The sequence below is a fragment of the Lachnoclostridium sp. An131 genome (genome assembly GCF_002160825.1).
Lineage (GTDB): Bacteria > Bacillota > Clostridia > Lachnospirales > Lachnospiraceae > Laedolimicola.
The window spans coordinates 155,306-173,837 of the sequence record NZ_NFLI01000007.1; the positions used below are offsets into that span (position 1 = coordinate 155,306).

Sequence of the window (18,532 nt, forward strand, 5' to 3'; positions counted from 1 at the left end):
ACAGAATGCTGACGGAGGATGAGATGGAAGATACCAAGACGATACGAATCAAATATTTCACGGACAAGATAGACAGGCTTACTTATGTTGGCGGAAAGTCTGACTGGATCGATCTGCGGTGCGCGGAAGAGATTCAGATGAAGGCCGGCGAGTTCCGGCTGATCCCGCTTGGCGTGGCGATGCAGCTGCCGAAAGGATATGAGGCCCATGTTGTCCCCCGGAGCAGCACTTACAAAAATTTTGGCATTATTCAGACGAACCACACAGGGATTATCGATGAAAGCTACTGCGGTGATAATGACCAGTGGTTTATGGCGGCCTATGCTCTGCGCGATACGCAGATTCATGTAAATGACAGAATCTGTCAGTTTCGGATTGTAGAGCATCAGCCAAGGCTTATATTTGAAGAGGCAGAAGAGCTTGGAAATGAAGACAGGGGCGGCTGCGGCAGCACCGGAAAGGCGTGAGAACATGCAGATCATTACATTTGCTTCTATCGAGATCAGCTCCTACGAGGTGGGAATGAAGATTCTGGAGCTGTCCTCGAAAAACGGAATGAAGGAGATTGACTATATCCGTCATGGACTGGAGCTGGGGAAGGATGCCTATGTCCATGGAGAGATCGGAAATGAAATGCTGGAAGAGCTCTGTGAAATCCTGGAGGATTTCACGCGGATTATGAAGGAGTATCAGGTGGACGATTATCGGGCCTGCGCGACAAGCGCTATCCGTGACACCAGAAACTGCCTTCTGATTCTGGACAAGATCCGTGTCCGCACAGGTCTCGAGGTGGAGATTTTGAGCAACTCCGAGCAGCGCTTTCTCGGCTATAAGTCTATTGCTTCCAATGAGGAGTCCTTTCAGAAGATTATTCAAAAAGGAACGGCCATTGTGGATGTGGGCGGCGGAAGCATTCAGATCTCCCTGTTTGATAAGGATGCTCTGGTATCTACCCAGAATCTCCGCCTGGGCATCGTGCGCATCCGGGAGCGTTTGGCCAAGGTTGAGCAGAGAACCACGCATTTTGACGAGATCGTGGAGGAGATGATCAACAATGAGCTGAGCAGCTACAAGCGCCTGTACCTGAAGGACCGGGAAATCCGGCATATGATTCTGGTAGGCGATTATATCAATCAGCTGACCACCCGGAGAAGAGGCGGAAAAAGCACTTCCTTTACCCGGGACGAGTATCAGAAGCTTTATCAGGAGATTGCCTCCCATTCGCCGCAGGAAATGGTGGAAAGGCTGGGCGAAATCTCGGAGAATATGTCTCTGGTGATGCCGGCTCTGATTATCTACAAAAGGCTGATAGAGGAGACCGGAGCGGAAAAGCTCTGGATCCCCGGCTTGAATCTCTGCGATGGACTTGCCTATGATTATGCAGAGCGCAAAAAGATTTTCAAGCCCAGCCATAACTTTGAAAACGATATTATCGAGGCGGCCAAGAATATCGCAAAACGATATCAGAGCAACAAGACGCATCTGGCCGGGACCGAATATCTGGCTCTTACGATTTTTGATAAAATGAAGCGGATTCACGGCATGGGCAGGAGAGAGCGTCTGCTGCTCCAGATTGCAGTTCTGCTTCATGACTGTGGAAAATATATCAGTATGAACCGGACTGCGGAATGCTCCTATGAGATTGTTATGTCTACGGAAATCATCGGGCTTTCCCACAGAGAGCGGGAAATTATCGCGAATGCAATCCGGTTTAATACAGAGGAATTTGTCTCCTTTGAGGAATTCTCCATGGGCTGCAGCCTGGATCGGAACGATTATCTGCTTACGGCAAAGATCAGCGCTATCCTCCGGGTAGCCAATTCCATGGATCGCAGCCACAAGCAGAAATTCAAGAATGTCAAGGTGACTCTGAAGGACAGAGAGCTGATTGTGGTGGTGGATACTGTGGAGGATATTACGCTGGAACAGGGACTTTTCTCCCATAAAGCAGATTTCTTTGAGGCTATTTTCAGTATCAGGCCAGTAATTCGGCAGAAAAGGCAGGTATAAGAGATGGAAAAGAGCGATTTCACAAAAACAGAATATTACAGGAACAGGGAGCTTTCCTGGCTGGCGTTCAATGAAAGGGTGCTGAGCGAGGCAAGAGATAAGACAATTCCCCTGTTTGAACGGCTGAAATTTTTGAGTATCACTGCTTCTAACCTGGACGAGTTTTTCATGATCCGTGTGGCTTCGCTGAAGGATATGGTGAACGCAGGCTATACCAAAAAGGATATTGCAGGAATGACGGCCCAGGAGCAGCTGGACCGGATCGGCGAGGCTGCCCAGAAGCTGGTAAGCCTTCAGTATTCTACGTACTCCCGCTCTCTGCTTCCCATGCTGCGTCAGCATGGTCTGAATGTGATTCAGGAGCATGAAGCGCTGACGGAGGAGCAGGGAGAATATGTGGATCGGTATTTCCGTGACAATGTTTATCCGGTGCTGACCCCGATGGCGGTGGACTCTTCCAGGCCGTTTCCTCTGATCCGCAATAAAACGCTGAATATTGGCGCCCTTCTTTCGAAAAAAAATCCGGAGGGAAAGGAGAAGGAAAAGGAACTGGAATTTGCTACAGTCCAGGTGCCCTCTGTACTTCCGCGTATCATACCGCTTCCTCATGGAAAGGACGGAAGCAGGAATGTGATTCTCCTGGAGGAGATTATTGAGCGGAATATGCAGCAGCTTTTCCTGAGCTATGATATTATCTGCGCTTCCCCCTACCGTGTTATGAGAAACGCTGACCTGACCATCGAAGAGGACGAGGCGGCGGATCTTCTGAAGGAGATTCAGAAGCAGCTGAAAAAGCGCCAGTGGGGCGAGGTCATCCGCCTGGAGGTGGAGGAAAAGATTGACAAACGCCTTCTGAAGCTGCTGCGCAGGGAATTTGATATCCGTGATGAAGGAATTTACAAGATAAATGGTCCTCTTGATCTGACCTTCCTTATGAAAATGTACGGGCTGGAGGGCTTTGAGGATTTGAAAAATCCGAAGCATGTGCCGGCGCCTGTCAGGGAGCTCCCTCCGGACTGCGATATCTTTGAGGAGATTCGAAAGGGAGATATTCTGCTGCATCATCCATACCAGACCTTTGATCCGGTCGTAAAGTTTGTGAGGGATGCCGCTGCGGATCCCAGGGTATTGGCGATTAAGCAGACACTGTACCGCGTCAGCGGTAATTCACCGATCATTGCGGCCCTCGCGCAGGCAGCGGAGAATGGGAAGCAGGTTTCCGTGCTGGTGGAGCTGAAGGCCCGTTTTGACGAGGAAAACAATATTATCTGGGCGAAAATGCTGGAGAAGGCTGGCTGCCACGTGATTTACGGCCTGGTAGGGCTGAAGACCCACAGCAAAATTACGCTGGTAGTGCGTAGAGAGGAGGATGGAATCCGCCGGTATGTCCACCTGGGGACCGGAAACTACAATGATTCCACCGCAAAGCAGTACACGGATATCGGGCTTCTGACCTGCTCGGCGCCAATAGGAGAGGATGCGACGGCAGTATTCAATATGCTGTCGGGTTACTCGGAGCCTGCTGTATGGAACAAGCTCTGCCTTGCGCCTATCTGGCTGAAGAAAAGGTTTCTGCAGCTGATAGGGCGGGAGAAGGAGCATGCGGAGAACGGCGGGGAAGGGCATATCATTGCGAAAATGAATTCTCTCTGTGACCGGGATGTGATTGAGGCTCTTTACGCAGCTTCTGCGGCCGGTGTGAAAATTGAGCTGATTGTGCGCGGAATCTGCTGTCTGAAGGTAGGCATTCCGGGGGTCAGCGAAAACATTTCCGTCCGTTCCATCGTAGGAAATTTTCTGGAACACAGCCGGATTTACTGTTTTTACAATAACGGACAGGAAGAGATCTACTGCTCCAGCGCAGACTGGATGCCGCGAAATCTGGAGAAGAGGGTGGAGATTCTGTTCCCGGTAGAGCGTCAGGAGCTCAAGGATGAGCTGATTCATATCCTGGATATCGAGCTTCAGGATAATGTAAAGGCTCATATTCTGCAGCCGGACGATACCTATATCAAGGTGGACCGGAGAGGCAAGACAGCCCTGAGCTCTCAGGATTATTTTGTGAAAGAGGCAAAAGATAAGGCGAGGGCGGAGGAGAGCCCGGTGAACAGCCGTGTGTTCATTCCGGAGGAGCCTGCGGAATAATAAATGGAGGGAAAAACCATGTTTCAGATCAAAAATTTTACTGACAACAATGACGTGAGGGTGCTGGAGACCCGGGGAGCTTTTACGGTAGTGGAGTATCTGCGGGATCTGAGTGTCAGTCCTTCCAGCGCGCAGACGGCTTATTACTGCAACGAGATGAATGTGCGCAAACGCCAGGTGATCTGCGATCTCAGCAAAGCGGCGGTTACTCTGCAGGCAGGGGCCATGCAGTGGACCGCAGGAAATGTGAACGCGACGACAGGCCTGAAAGGGGTAGGCGATTTGTTCGGCAAGGCTGTGCGCGGCAAGGTGACAGGAGAGTCGGCGATTAAGCCGGAGTACACGGGAGACGGCATCCTGGTTACAGAGCCCACCTATCGTTACATTCTTCTGGAGGACTTGAATGACTGGAATGGTTCAATCGTGCTTGATGACGGATTGTTTTTAGCCAGCGAAGCTTCTGTTAAGCACAAGGCGGTTATGCGTTCAAATTTTTCTTCTGCGGTTGCGGGAGGAGAAGGGCTGTTTAACCTGGGCCTGACCGGGGCCGGAATCGTATGCCTGGAATCCAACAGTCCCAGGGAGGAGCTGATTGAGATCACCATGCAGAACGATGTAGTTAAGATAGACGGAAACATGGCGATAGCCTGGAGCGGAAGCCTGGAGTTTACTGTAGAACGGTCCGGAAAGACTCTGCTGGGCTCCGCTGCTTCCGGAGAAGGACTTGTAAATGTGTACAGGGGAACGGGAAAGATACTGCTGGCTCCTGTGGCAAGATAGCTGAAAAAACAGAAGCCTCAGGTGGGAAGCTGTCCTTTTTCAACAAAAAACATGTCAAAATATAATGAAAACTGCCAGATTTTATGCTAAAATAAATCTGGCAGTTTTTATGTCAGAAGATATTTAGGGTGTGAGTGTTTATGAAACGTTTGGTTTCTGTCTTGGCGGCAGCTTTAAGCTTTGTATTGCTGGGAGCATACTGTATCATCAATATAGGGCAGGATGTAAGGGCTCAGGAGGAGCAGAGACAGGCAGAATTTATCGTAACCTGTGCCGGCTCAGCGGTAAAGCCCTGGGAAGATGAGAAGCAGAATCTTTATGTATTTCTGCCGTCGTATTTTGACTGGGATCATACGGAAATAGAGGTTTTGGACGGGACGCTGAGTCTGGACGGCGTAGAGCTGGCAGCGGAAGAAGGAATGTATTTGTCTGCTTTTGAGGAGAATACATCCTATTTGTATACACTGAGCTTCCGGGAGGAAGAGAAGAGCGGGGAACTGACCTTTGTGCAGTCCGCGAATGTAGGGACCATATTCCTGGAGACGGACAGCGGCTCCATGGAGCAGGTAGACGCCGACAAGGAATACCGGGAAGGCGGGAGAATTCTGATTACTGATGCGGCAGGTGGGATTGAGCATATCGGGATTCTGGATTATATCAAAGGGAGAGGAAATGCGACCTGGAATTCTGACAAAAAATCATATTCAGTAAAGCTGAAAGAGGCAGCAGACCTGTTTGGGATGGGAGAGGCAGAGGACTGGGTTCTTCTTTGCAATGGATTCGACGGGAGTAAGCTTCAGAATAAGCTGTGCCTGGATATGGCTGAGGCAGTCGGGCTGGAGTATTCCATACAGTCCGAGTGGGTTGATTTGTACCTGAACGGCGTATATCATGGCAATTATCTGCTCTGCGAAAAGGTGGAGGCCGGAGAAAACAGGGTAGAGATCGGCGGCGGCTTTCTGTTGGAGAGAGATTATTATTTTGATCAGCCAAATGGATTTTACACGGAAGATGGCAATCCGTTTTCACTGCGGTATCCGGAGAATGTGACGCAGGAAGAGATTGAAAAAATTGCAGCCTTTGTGCAGCAGATAGAGGACGCAGTCCTTTCCGGAGATTTGGAAAGGGCGGGAGAATATCTGGACTGGGATTCTTTTGTCCTACGGTATGTATTGGATGAGACGGTGCTGAATCAGGATACAGGCATAACCAGCATGTATTTTTATAAACCGGAGGGCGAGCAGAAGCTGTACGCGGGTCCTGTATGGGATTATGACGGAAGCCTGGGCTCTGGCAATATGACTGGGTGGATGAACCATAAGGTAATAGCGGCTGTGGAGATACAGAATTATAAGAGAGAAAGCTCTTTGTCCTGGTATCCGGTTCTTTATCAGAATGAATGGTTTCTGAACCAGGCCAGGCAGAAGTACCGTGATTTGGTACGGCCCTACCTGCTCAGTATGCTGGAAGAAGGCATCGATCAATATGCGGATCATATTAAAGAGTCTGTAGAGATGGATATGCTCAGGTGGGATTATGCTTCTTTTGGGGCAGGGCATTATGAAAGCCATGAAAATAATGTTCGGTATCTGAAATTTTTCCTTGCCAAGCGTCTGGAGTTTCTGGATGAAGAATGGCTTGGGGAGGAGAACCACTATACAGAGGAAGGAAATGGACAGATTCATACAGTTACATTTCAGGGAAATACAGAGACTGTGACTGTGGAAATCGCAGATGGAGAAAGAATGTTTGTGATTCCGGAGGAGCTCTTGGAGGAGGAGCAATGGTGGTATAATGTCAGAGACGGTCTGGCCTTCACGCCCGATCTCCCCGTCCTGGAGGATGTGGTTTTTAAAGCGGAGTAGCGCGTCTTTCATAAAAATTAAGAATTTGTTCGTGGCGTTTTTAATGGCAATATGATAGAATAATGTAGAGTTATAATATCTAATCATGGGAGGAAAAAATAGTGAAAAAGATTATAACCAGCCTGGTGATTCTTGCGGCGGCTGTGTCTCTTACAGCCTGCGGAGGAAAGGAACAAAGCGTTACTTATACGATGGAATCGGATCTGAATGGTGTTATTATGACCGATACGATGGTTCTTGATGCAAAGGGAGACAGAGTGCAGCAGATGACAGAGATTGTCGAGCTTGACATGGCGGAAGTCGATACAACCACCCAGTCTCTGCTTGTGGAGCAGTATGATGCGATTGTAGAGACCTATAACTCTGTAGAAGGCGTAGAGTGTACGTCTGAGACAGGTGAGGGTACATACAGCATTACGATTGTAATTGACGCTACAGGAGATGCGATTTCTGAGCTGGCGTCCCTGGGACTTTTGCAGGTAGAAGGCGGCACAGATGGAATATCTCTGGAAGGAACGGGAGAAGCCCTGACCCAGAGCGGATATACTCTGGTAGAAGAGTAATCAGGCAACACACAAAAGCATAAATTCGATTTGAAATGATAAAGCAGCCTGCCGGGTTCCCGGCAGGCTGATGCTTTGTGCTGATTTATAAAACCAGGCTCTGCGGACAGCGCTGCAGACAGCTTTTCAGAGCTGAATCTTTCAGAGCATAAATTTTTGAATGATTTCTGCGATTCCGGAGTGGTTGTTGTCATGCTCCGTGATATAGGCGCCGTAAGGATACATTTCCGGGCGTGCGTTCTTCATGACGCAGGGCAGCTTTACGGTCTGAAGCATCGTAATGTCATTTTCCGCATCGCCAGCTCCCAGAGTATTGTCCAGGGGAACGTTCAGATAGCTGCAGAGAAAGCGGATGCCGCTTCCCTTATTGATTCCTTCCGGCAGGAATTCCAGGTACTGGTCGCAGGAAAAAAACATGTCCAGATGGTATCTTTTGCTGAAATCATTCATATGCTCCCGGAAACGCTCCAGGCGGCTTCTGTCATGGAGATCGACGAACAGAATTTTGATGGGGTCGAAGTCCAGCGCTTTTGTCACATCGTCGACCACCTCATAGCTTATGACATTGGATTTTGCATAGTACTCCATTTCCGGGCAGTCCTTTTCGCAGAGCACGCCTGTGGCAGAGTAGGTCTGCGGGTGGATGCCGAAACGGAACGCTTCGTCAAAGGCTTCCCGCAGGCAGGCGCGTGGAACGCCGGTCTGGAAGATGATTTCCCGTGTGTGCGCATTATAGATCAGGGCGCCGTTTGAAGTGATGGCGTAGCAGCCGGGCTTAGTGAGCCCAAGCTTTTCCACCTGGCGCAGAGTGCTGTAAAGGGGACGGCCTGTCGTTACGACCACGGCATGGCCGAGCTCCGTAGCCTGCTGGATGGCGCTCAGGTTTTCCGGGGTAATTTCTTTTGTATCGGTCAGAAGGGTTCCATCCAGATCGATAAACAGAATCTTTTTTTCCATAATTAGTAGTACTCCTCTTATAAAGTATCATGTATAGCGGCGGCGCGGGAGGCCAGGAAGCGCTCGGGGTATTTCCTGATTCCGCTCCGATTTATTATAGCATGTGTTCCGGCTCTCTGGAAGTATAGTTTTCTGTAATTTTTCCAATACTACCTTTAGCTGGCAGGGAGAAAAACGCTCTCTGCGAATTCTGACAACAGTCCGAAGCAGGAGGTGCCTGGGAAATATGGGAGAGAAGCTTTCCATGGATTACAATGAAAACGTGTCAAGACTGAATGAGGTTTTGAACCTTGATACGAATTTTGATATCATCCGCAAGGGAATTACAATAGCAGGACGGGAGGCCTGCATCTATTTTATCGACGGCTTTCTGGAGGAAGCCATTATGGAAAAGCTGCTGGAGTTTTTCTACAAGCTGAAGCCGGAGGAGCTGCCCAAGACAGCACAGCAGATGGCAGATCATGTGGTCCCCTATGTGGAGGTTTCAGTCATGATCGACGAAGATGATATTCTGAAAAATCTGCTGTCCGGAGTCACCTGTCTTTTGCTGTCGGGGTATGACGCCTGTATCGGACTGGACTGCCGGTCCTATCCGATGAGAAGCGTGAGCGAGCCGTCCAAGGATAAAGCTCTGCGCGGCTCCAAGGACGGCTTTGTAGAGACGCTGGTATTCAATACTGCCCTGATCCGCCGGCGGATCAGAAGCCCGAAGCTTTCCATGGAGCACATGACGGCTGGAAGGACGTCTCAGACAGACATCGTACTTTGTTACATGGAGAACCGGGTAGACCGAAGACTTCTGCGGGAGCTGAAGGGCAGGATTAACGCAATCAAGCTGGATTCTCTGACGATGAACCAGGAAAGCCTGGCAGAATGCATTTATGAACGGAAGTGGATCAATCCATTTCCGAAGTTCAAATTTACGGAGAGGCCGGATGCCGCTTCTGCTGCAATTTTGGAAGGAAATATTGTGGTATTGGTGGATAATTCGCCGCAGGCCATGATCATCCCGACCTCTGTCTTTGATATCGTAGAAGAGGCGGATGATTATTATTTTCCTCCGGTCACAGGCTCTTATCTGCGTCTGACCCGTTTCCTGATTGCGCTCATCACGCTTCTTCTGACCCCTACGTTCCTTCTGCTGTTCCAGAACCCTGAGTGGGTGCCGGAATGGCTGGCTTTTATCCAGATCAAGGAGGCGGTCAATGTCCCGATTGTCTGGCAGTTCCTGATTCTGGAGCTGGCGATTGACGGAATGCGCCTGGCGGCCATCAATACGCCGAGTATGCTCAGCACGCCGCTGAGTGTGACGGCAGGTATTGTGCTGGGGCAGTTTACAGTGGATTCCGGCTGGTTCAATTCGGAAATCATGATGTATATGGCCTTTGTAGCCATTGCCAATTATACTCAGTCCAGCTATGAGCTGAGCTATGCCCTGAAATTTATGCGGCTGATCATGCTGGTTCTGACTTCGCTTTTTGATATCTGGGGATATCTGGCCGGATTTATTCTGACACTGGCGGCCATCGCCGGGAATAAAACCATAGCAGGCAAGAGCTATATCTATCCGCTGTTCCCCCTGAATTTGAATCAGCTGAAAAAACGGTTTCTGCGGCTTCGGCTGAAGGAAGAGACAGAAGGAAAATAAGCCGGTCTTTTGGAGCTGCTTCGTATGAGGACCGGGGTAAAAATCCAGCTGAAATTTTGAGGCAGAGCCGGTTCTCTAATAGTTCACAATCCAGCTGCTTTGTGCTATACTTGTAAAGAATGCAGATTGTTCCGGCAGGCTTTCCAAGCTGGAATGGAGCGAAAGGAACGGATTATGGACGAGAATATCAGCTTTTCTGTACTTGAGATAGAAAAGACAAAGGACAAGGATGCGATTCGGAACGCGTACCGCCGTCTTCTTGTAAAGACAAACCCGGAGGATGATCCGGAGGGCTTTAAAAGGCTCCGGGAGGCCTATGAGGCTGCGAATGCCTACGCGGAGCGTCCGGAGGAAGCTGTAAAAGAGCCTGAGACTCCGGTGGAGAGATGGATGACCGGCGTGCAGGAGGTCTATGCCTCTCTGAAAAAAAGGACAGATCCGGACTGCTGGAGGGAGCTTTTAAGCGACGAGGTATGTCTGGCGCTGGATACTGCGGTGGAGGCAAGAGACGCCCTGCTGGGCTTCCTGGCGGAAAATTACCGGATCAAGACCGGGATCTGGAAGCTGATTGATCAGACCTTTCAGCTTCAGGAGGAGCAGGAGGAGCTTCGTGAAAGGTTTCATCCGAATTTTATTGAGTTCATTTTGAACCAGTGCCAGAGCAGTGATGATTTTCCCTATGAATGGTTTGAGGGAGACGACAGAGCGGATTACGATACCTTTCTTTATCATTATTATGAGCTCTGCGGGCAGAATGACAGCAGGGATACAGAGGGCGCCGGCCGCAGTCTTGAGACGCTTTGTGCGATGCCCATTGCCCATCCCTATCTGAAGCTGGAGACTGCGCGCTATGAAAAAAACAGGGGCCGGGCGCAGGAAGGCGCTGCCCTGGTTCACGAGCTTCTGGAACAGTATGGACAGGATCTGCGCCTGAACGTATTCGGAGGAGAGGTTCTGTGGGAAGCAGGAGAGGGCAGCGCGTCCGCGGAATGCTTTGAAAGGGTTCTGACGGAAATCCCGGATCACTATATGGCCAATAAGTATCTGGCCATGTATTACAGGGCGGAAGGCGAATATGAAAAGGCTAAGAAATACTGTGTGGAGGCGATTCGGCTCAGCTCTCAGGAGGAGGCTCTCCTGGAATGTATGCGCGGCATCAACCGGGAATTGATCCGCATATATGAGGAGCGGCTAAGTGCAGGAACCGCTGAGAACCGGGACGTTCTGGAGCTGGGATGGTGCTATCTTCAGAATGAGGAGGCAGAGAAGGGAGCAGCGCTTCTGGAGGAGCAGAGCATGGAGAATGCAGCAGAGGCAGCAGAGTATCACAATCTGCTCTCCAAGTGCCGCTTTGTGGAGTGCCGGTACCTGGAAGCGGCAGAAGAGGCTGAAAAATCGATCCTTTGCCTGGAGAGGGAAGGGCAGACAGAGGAAGGCCAGGAGGGAAACCGGATCCCGGGCCGGATCGCGGGCGCCTGTGAGATTATTGCCAAATCCTTTCACGTACTGGCGAAGGACAGCAGGGATGAGAAGGAAAAGGTGGAATATTTTGAAAAGGCCCTGTCCGCCATCAATGAAGCCCTGGTACAGGAGCCAGGCAGCAGAGAGCACAGAATCGAGAAGATTCAGCTTCTGATGGACAGGGAAAGCTACGAGGAGGCTTCCGCTGTCTGTGACGAGATGGCAGCGGATGACAGCGGTGATTTTTACGCTTATGTACTGCGGCAGAAGTGCGCTTTCGAGCTGTACAACGGTCAGGGGGTAGTGGACGACTTCTACCAGGCAAAGGCTATCTGGCAGGGCTATGCTCCCATCTATGAGCTGGCGGCGGACGTCTTTATCCGGTACGGCCAGTACGAGGATGCAAAGGGCATTCTGGAGCAGGCGAAGGAGGCAGAGGTGGCAAGCCCCAAGCTTGACCTTCTAAAGCTTACGATTCTGCGAGAGAGCGCAGGGGAGGAGCAGGAGTTCCGCTCGGCCTATGAGGAAAGCCAGAGGCTGGAGCAGAAATTCAGCGAGCATGCAGAACAGGTCTCTGATGAAAATATGGCGGAATTGTATTATGAGACAGCCCGCTGCCTCCGGGGGATGAATGATCAGAGAAAAGCCCTGGAATACATAGAAAAAGCGCTGGAGCGCCATCCGGACAAGCTCTATCACTGGATCCGGGCCAATACACTCTGCGACCTGAGGAGATTTGAGGAGGCGCTGGAGGAATACAAGATCTGCGCCCGGGAATACGGCGACAATGAGATGGTCTATGAGAATATGGCCCACTGCTATGAGGATCTGGGAAATTGGAGAAAGGCCGTTTATTACTATAAAAAGGCGCTGCAGGTAAATCCGGAGAATCAGCGGATCAATGGAGATATCGTAGATATCTATACGGAGCAGCTGCGGGAGACAGGAGAGCTGGATTTTTACAGGGATGCTCTGCCCTATGCGGATCGCCAGCTTGAGCTGGTGCCGGAGGCCTATTATTATATCGAGCGCGGGCTTCTTCACATGGAGGCGGGAGCCTGGGACGAGGCGGAGGCTGATTTTCAGAAAGCAGCCAAGCTGGAGCCGGACAATCCCTATGCCTACAACAATTGGGGCTGTGTCTACAAGCATCAGGAAAAGTATGAGAGAGCCATGGAGCTTTTCAAAAGATCTGTTGAGGTTATGGGCGAAAAGCCTGAGACTCCGATTGCCTACGGAAATCTTGGAAACTGCTGCGAGCGCATGGGCGATCTGGCTCATGCGGCAGAGTGGTATCGGAGAGGGCTCAGCCTTTTTCCGGAAAACCGGAGTATGAAGCGGGACCTCTTACGTATTTACCGGAAGATGAATATGCTTCCCCATGCCCTTGAGATGGCAGAGCAGTGCTATATAAAGGATACGCCCCGTTATCTGCTGGAGGCAGGGGAGATTTATGCCCAGATGAAGAAGCATGACAAGGCATTCTACATGTTCATGAGCGTTGCAGGGAAAAAGAACGGGGAGCTTCAGGCGGAAGCGTGGAACCGCTGCGGCGACATGGTGCTGTATTACAAGAGAAAGCCAAAGAAAGCTCTGGAAATGTACAAAAAGGCTCTGGAGCTGACAAAGAAGACAGATACGGACTATGTCCGCTGCTGCCGGAATGTTATGGAGTGCCTGGCTGCGCTTGGCAGGCAGCAGGAGGCCCTGGAATATCAGCAGATGGCCTTTGAATCTATCCGAATGATATGCGGAAGCCTGGAAAAGTATCTGGAGAATTACTATATCAGAAAGAGCAGACTTTATGAGGTCGGCGCCCTGTTTTATTATGCGGGAGACCTGAAAAATGCAAAACAGTTTTTTGATCAGATTGAAGGAGCGCCCCGCTGCAGACACTGCAATGCGAGAATCTGCGAGGATTACTGGGAGGCCAAGGGCTTCCTGCTGGAGGCGGAAAATAAGCTTCCGGAGGCGCTGGAATGCTTTGAAGAGGCCTGCCGGGAGTCGAAAGGCAACCACCTGAGCATCGCGAAGGTGGAGGAGCTTACGAAGCGTCTGCGCAGAAAACGCTGAGAAAAGGAATGTAAGACATGATAATTGGAATTGACCTGGGAACGACAAACAGTCTGGCAGCATACTATGGGGAGGACGGCCCAAGGATTATCCCGAACCGTCTCGGGAAGCACCTGACGCCGTCTGTGGTCAGCATGGACGAAGACGAGCAGATTTATGTGGGAGAGACCGCAAAGGAGCGTGGGCTTCTCTATCCGGGCAGTACAGCTTCTGTATTTAAACGGAGCATGGGAAGCACGAAAAAATTTGCCTTGGGAAAGAAGGAGTTTACAGCTGAAGAGCTTTCTTCCTTTGTGCTCCGCTCCTTGAAGGAGGATGCGGAAAGCTATCTGGGGGAGCCGGTGACGGAAGCGGTCATCAGCGTGCCAGCCTATTTTGACGATAAGCGCCGCAAGGCAACAAAGCGTGCCGGAGAGCTGGCAGGACTTAAGGTAGAGCGTATTATCAGTGAGCCTACGGCTGCGGCCATTGCCTATGGGCTGTATGAAAAGACAAGAAATACGAAATTTCTCGTCTTTGATCTTGGCGGCGGGACCTTCGACGTCTCCATCCTGGAGCTTTTTGAAAATATTCTTGAGGTCCGGGCTGTGGCCGGGGACAACTATCTGGGCGGAGAAGACTTTACAGATGTGCTGGAAAAGCTGTTTCTTCAGAAAAAGAAGATAGATCCGGACAAGCTGGATGCAAAGACAAGAGGAATGATACATAAAGCAGCAGAGGACTGTAAGCTTGGCTTCACAGACAGCACCTGCAGCCTCTTTTCCTGCATCCTGGATGGAAAGGAGGAGCAGCTGGAGATTACATTGAAGGAGTACGAGGAGCAGTGCGAGCCGCTTCTGGAGAAAATCCGGAAGCCGGTTCAGAGAAGCCTTTCGGACGCACACATCAGGCTTTCGGATATTGATGTGATCGTTCTGGTGGGCGGCGCGACCCGTCTTCCTGTCGTGAAAAATTTCATCGTGAAGCTGTTTCGGAAGTTCCCGGACACGTCGGTACACCCTGACGAGGCGGTGGCGCTGGGAGCTGCGATTCAGGCCGCGATGAAGGAGCGGAACGCTGCTGTGAAGGAAGTAATTCTGACAGACGTATGCTCCTTTACGCTGGGTACGGAGGTCACCATCGACCGGGGAGGCGGAAGATTTGAGTCCGGGCATTACTGCCCGATCATAGAGCGGAACACCGTGATTCCGGCCAGCCGTACAGAGAGGTTTTACACGATACGCGACGATCAGACAAAGCTTACGATCAATATCCTGCAGGGAGAGAGCCGGTTTGCGGCCAACAATCTGCTGCTCGGAGAGCTTACGGTAAATGTGCCGAAGAACCGGGCAGGCGAAGAAGCGGTAGACGTGACCTATACCTATGATATCAACTCTATCCTGGAGGTGGAGGTCAAGGTAATATCCACAGGTGAGGTCAAAAAGCAGATCATCAAAAGCCAGGAAAATGAGATGACGGATGAGGAGATCGCGGAGCGCATGAAGGAGCTTTCCTATCTGAAAATTCATCCGAGGGATCAGGAGGAGAATAAGCTGCTGCTTCTGCGCGCGGAACGCATGTATGAGGAAAGTATGGGTGATGTACGGCGTTTCCTGGATCTGCAGATTCGAAGCTTTGAGGAAATCCTGAATACCCGGGACAGAGGAAAGATAGAAGAAGGACGGGAGGCCTTAAAGGAGGTCTTAAAGGAGATAGAAGAGGAAGAGCTGTAAAAAATATCTCCGGTAAAGATGAAATTCCGGAGGCGGCTTTCCAGGAGCTGCCGCTGAAGATAAAGAGGAGGATATGAAAAATGTCAATTGAAATCGTAAGAAGCTATTTTCGGGACTACGGAATGGAGAACCGAATTCTGGAATTTGACAGTTCCAGCGCGACCGTGGAGCTCGCGGCTCAGGCGGTAGGCTGCGAGCCGGCCAGAATCGCGAAGACACTGTCCTTTAAGGTAGAGGATCAGCCGATTCTGATTGTGGCGGCGGGAGACGCCAAGGTAGATAACACGAAATATAAGGCAAAGTTTCACAAGAAGGCCCAGATGCTGAAAGGGGATGAGGTGACGGAGCTCATCGGACATGCCATCGGAGGCGTCTGCCCCTTTGGAGTCCCGGACAGTGTAGACGTCTACCTGGATGAGTCGCTGAGACGGTTTGAGACTGTATTTCCGGCGGCAGGAAGCGCGAACAGCGCGATTGAGCTTTCCATGGAAGAGCTTGAGAAATATTCCCGGGCGAAGGAGTGGATCGACGTCTGCAAGGGATGGCAGGAAGCATGAGCCGCTATTTTCCCCTGTTTATCGATCTGGAAGGAAAGAAGATTACTGTGGTGGGAGCCGGGGCTGTCGCTTCGCGCAGAATCTGCACGCTTCTGGAATTTGGAGCCCGTATCACGGTGCTGGCGCCTGAGGCATCAGAAAAGGTCAAAAGCCTTTCGGGCGAGGGAAGACTGATATGGCGGAAGGAGGCGTACCGCCCGGGGCTTCCGGGCCTTTTTGACGGAGCGGTTCTGGCTTTGGCAGCTACAGATCAAAGAGAAGTGAATCTGGCGGTTGGAGAAGAGTGCAGAGAGCTTGGGATTCCGGTAAACCTTGCGGATGATAAAGAGAACTGTGATTTTTATTTTCCGGGCGTCGCACTCGGGGGCGGCATTGTGGCCGGAATCACAGCAGAAGGAAAGGATCACAGGCTTGCAAAAGAGGTGGCAGCGGAGGTGAGAGGTCTGCTGGCACAAAGAGAAAGAGAGGCAGAAGAGTCATGACGGACAATATGGATATGAGTATCAGGCCCAGGCGCCTGAGAAAAGGAAGCGTTTTGCGGAAAATGGTAAGAGAGACACGGATGGATAAAAGCTCGCTGATTTATCCGCTTTTTGTAAAGGAAGGGACAGGTGTAAAGGAAGAGATCCCGACGATGCCCGGACAGTACCGCTACAGCATTGACCAGCTCTCCTTTGCGCTGGAGGAAGTGGTGAAAGCGGGCGTGGGAAGCGTGATGTTTTTCGGAATTCCGGATCACAAGGATGCCTGCGGAAGCGGCGCTTACGCGGAGGACGGAATCGTGCAGAAGGCGTTTCGGGAGGCGAAGAAGCAGTTTCCGGATCTCTACTGCATCGGTGACGTCTGCATGTGCGAGTACACCTCTCACGGGCATTGCGGAATCCTGAAGGGCGATTATGTGGACAATGACAGGACGCTGGAATATCTGGCGAAAATTGCCCTGTCCCAGGTACAGGCGGGAGCAGATATGGTAGCGCCCTCTGATATGATGGATGGCCGTGTGGCAGCTATTCGTGAGCTTCTCGATGAGCACGGATACCTGGAGACGCCCATCATGTCCTACGCGGTAAAATATGCGTCAGCCTTCTACGGTCCCTTCCGTGACGCGGCGGGAAGCGCTCCGGCCTTTGGCGACCGCAAATCCTATCAGATGGATTATCACAACCGCCGGGAGGCTGTGAAGGAGGCCCTTCTCGATGTGGAAGAGGGCGCGGATATCATTATGGTGAAGCCGGCTATGAGCTATCTGGATGTAGTTTCTGAGGTAAAGGAAAATACAGTCCTGCCGATAGCAGCTTACAGCGTAAGCGGCGAGTATTCCATGATCAAGGCAGCAGGCTCCCTTGGCTACGTGGATGAGGCGGCCATTATCTGCGAGACAGCTGCAAGCGCCTACAGGGCAGGCGTGGATCTGTACCTTACTTATTTTGCAAAAGAGCTTGCGGGCTTCATGGATGAAGGGAGAATCGGATAATGACGAGATCGGAGATGCTTTTTACTGAGGCTGCGCGCTTTATTCCGGGTGGCGTGAATTCTCCGGTGCGGGCCTTTGGATCGGTGGGAGAGACGCCCCGTTTCATTGCGTCGGCAAAGGGCGCTTATATGACAGATGTGGATGGGAATACCTATCTGGATTTTGTGGGCTCCTGGGGCCCCATGATTCTGGGACACAGCCATCCCGTGATCCTGGAAGCGGTGCAGGAGGCCTGCCGGGAGGGCTTAAGCTTTGGAGCGGCTACAGAACGGGAGGTAGAGATGGCAGAGCTCATCTGCAGCCTGGTGCCGTCCATTGACATGGTCCGCATGGTAAACTCCGGTACGGAGGCTGTTATGAGCGCTATCCGTGTGGCCAGAGGGTTTACAGGCCGCAGTAAAATTGTAAAATTTGCGGGCTGCTACCATGGTCACAGCGACTCAATGCTGGTGAAGGCGGGATCCGGCGTAATGACTGCGGGAATTCCGGACAGCGCAGGTGTGCCGGCAGGCTGTACGCAGGATACCCTCACCGCCGTCTACAATGATTTGGAGAGTGTGAAGGAGCTCTTCCAGGCCTGCGGTTCTGAGATTGCGGCGGTCATCGTAGAGCCGGTGGCTGCCAATATGGGCGTGGTGCTTCCGGAAAAAGGCTTTCTGGAAGGGCTTCGCAGGGTGTGTGACGAGTATGGCGCTCTGTTGATTTTTGACGAGGTGATCACGGGCTTCCGTCTGAGCCTGTCCGGAGCGCAGGGATACTTTGGCGTCCGTCCGGATCTGACTACCTTTGGAAAGATTATCGGCGGCGGTATGCCGGTGGGCGCTTATGGAGGCAGGAGAGAGGTCATGGAGCTTATCGCGCCTTCCGGACCGGTCTATCAGGCTGGCACCTTAAGCGGAAACCCTGTTGCGATGGCGGCGGGACTGGCAGGCCTTCGGCTTCTTCGGGATACGCCGGGCTTCTATGAGGATCTGAATCAGAAGGCGGACCGCTTTTTTGAAGGCATGAAGGATGCGCTTGCAGAGGCAGGAAAGCCCTGGCAGCTGAATCATATCGGTTCTCTGGGCTGTATTTTCTTTACGAAAGGCCCGGTGTCCAATTATGCCCAGGCAAAGACGTCGGACACAAAGGCGTTCGCAGAGTATTTTTCCTTTATGCTGAGACAGGGAATCTATCTTGCGCCCTCCCAGTTTGAAGCCATGTTCCTTTCTGCGGCGATGACAGACGGGGAGCTGGAAGGAGTGCTGGAGAGCTTTAAAAATTATCTGAAAGAGAGTCAGTTCTAAG

Annotated in this window: 14 protein-coding genes; 13 read left to right on the forward strand and 1 reads right to left on the reverse strand. The window is 51.4% G+C overall.

All coding sequences use genetic code 11. The features are described 5' to 3' along the window. Positions 1 to 5 precede the first annotated feature (5 nt). From B5E77_RS07580 to B5E77_RS07605, 6 genes are all read left to right on the forward strand, one after another. Complete coding sequence (locus B5E77_RS07580; RefSeq protein ID WP_275532754.1) at positions 6 to 467, forward strand: dUTP diphosphatase; 462 nt, start codon at positions 6 to 8, stop codon at positions 465 to 467. Continuing rightward, the gene (locus tag B5E77_RS07585) at positions 427 to 2,010 is read left to right on the forward strand and encodes a Ppx/GppA phosphatase family protein (RefSeq protein ID WP_242963669.1); all 1,584 of its coding nucleotides are present in this window, start codon (positions 427 to 429) and stop codon (positions 2,008 to 2,010) included. The genes B5E77_RS07580 and B5E77_RS07585 overlap by 41 nt, the downstream gene beginning before the upstream one ends. 3 nt (positions 2,011 to 2,013) lie before the next feature. Further along, a complete protein-coding gene (locus B5E77_RS07590) occupies positions 2,014 to 4,155 on the forward strand; it encodes an RNA degradosome polyphosphate kinase (protein ID WP_087164751.1) in 2,142 nt (713 codons plus the stop codon). A gap of 18 nt (positions 4,156 to 4,173) precedes the next feature. Next, positions 4,174 to 4,935, forward strand: a complete 762-nt coding sequence (locus B5E77_RS07595) for an AIM24 family protein (protein WP_087164792.1) — start codon at positions 4,174 to 4,176, stop codon at positions 4,933 to 4,935. 140 nt (positions 4,936 to 5,075) lie between these two features. Beyond that, positions 5,076 to 6,800, forward strand: coding sequence for a CotH kinase family protein (locus tag B5E77_RS07600; RefSeq protein WP_087164752.1), 1,725 nt, complete (start codon positions 5,076 to 5,078; stop codon positions 6,798 to 6,800). 101 nt (positions 6,801 to 6,901) lie between these two features. Next, positions 6,902 to 7,363 carry a DUF1307 domain-containing protein gene (locus B5E77_RS07605; RefSeq protein WP_087164753.1) on the forward strand — a complete coding sequence of 154 codons (462 nt, stop codon included), beginning with the start codon at positions 6,902 to 6,904 and terminating at the stop codon, positions 7,361 to 7,363. A gap of 141 nt (positions 7,364 to 7,504) precedes the next feature. On the opposite strand, the gene B5E77_RS07610 is transcribed toward B5E77_RS07605, so the two are convergent. Next, positions 7,505 to 8,320, reverse strand: a complete 816-nt coding sequence (locus B5E77_RS07610) for a Cof-type HAD-IIB family hydrolase (protein ID WP_087164754.1) — start codon at positions 8,318 to 8,320, stop codon at positions 7,505 to 7,507. Positions 8,321 to 8,546: 226 nt separating this feature from the next. On the opposite strand from B5E77_RS07610, the gene B5E77_RS07615 reads away from it, so the two are divergent. From B5E77_RS07615 to hemL, 7 genes are all read left to right on the forward strand, one after another. After that, complete coding sequence (locus tag B5E77_RS07615; protein ID WP_242963663.1) at positions 8,547 to 9,968, forward strand: spore germination protein; 1,422 nt, start codon at positions 8,547 to 8,549, stop codon at positions 9,966 to 9,968. Between the two features lie 153 nt (positions 9,969 to 10,121). Beyond that, positions 10,122 to 13,502 carry a tetratricopeptide repeat protein gene (locus B5E77_RS07620; RefSeq protein WP_087164755.1) on the forward strand — a complete coding sequence of 1,127 codons (3,381 nt, stop codon included), beginning with the start codon at positions 10,122 to 10,124 and terminating at the stop codon, positions 13,500 to 13,502. 17 nt (positions 13,503 to 13,519) lie between these two features. After that, positions 13,520 to 15,214, forward strand: a complete 1,695-nt coding sequence (locus B5E77_RS07625) for a molecular chaperone HscC (protein ID WP_087164756.1) — start codon at positions 13,520 to 13,522, stop codon at positions 15,212 to 15,214. 80 nt (positions 15,215 to 15,294) lie between these two features. After that, positions 15,295 to 15,771, forward strand: a complete 477-nt coding sequence (locus B5E77_RS07630; RefSeq protein ID WP_087164757.1) for a YbaK/EbsC family protein — start codon at positions 15,295 to 15,297, stop codon at positions 15,769 to 15,771. Further along, positions 15,768 to 16,253: a precorrin-2 dehydrogenase/sirohydrochlorin ferrochelatase family protein gene (locus B5E77_RS07635; protein ID WP_242963665.1), complete on the forward strand. Its 486-nt coding sequence runs from the start codon at positions 15,768 to 15,770 to the stop codon at positions 16,251 to 16,253. Before B5E77_RS07630 ends, B5E77_RS07635 begins: the two co-directional genes overlap by 4 nt. Before the next feature lie 8 nt (positions 16,254 to 16,261). Then, on the forward strand, positions 16,262 to 17,245 hold the full coding sequence (gene hemB, locus B5E77_RS07640) for a porphobilinogen synthase (RefSeq protein ID WP_204248030.1): 984 nt from the start codon (positions 16,262 to 16,264) through the stop codon (positions 17,243 to 17,245). Beyond that, a complete protein-coding gene (gene hemL / locus B5E77_RS07645) occupies positions 17,245 to 18,531 on the forward strand; it encodes a glutamate-1-semialdehyde 2,1-aminomutase (protein WP_087164759.1) in 1,287 nt (428 codons plus the stop codon). The genes hemB and hemL overlap by 1 nt, the downstream gene beginning before the upstream one ends. The last annotated feature ends 1 nt before the right edge of the window (position 18,532 follow it).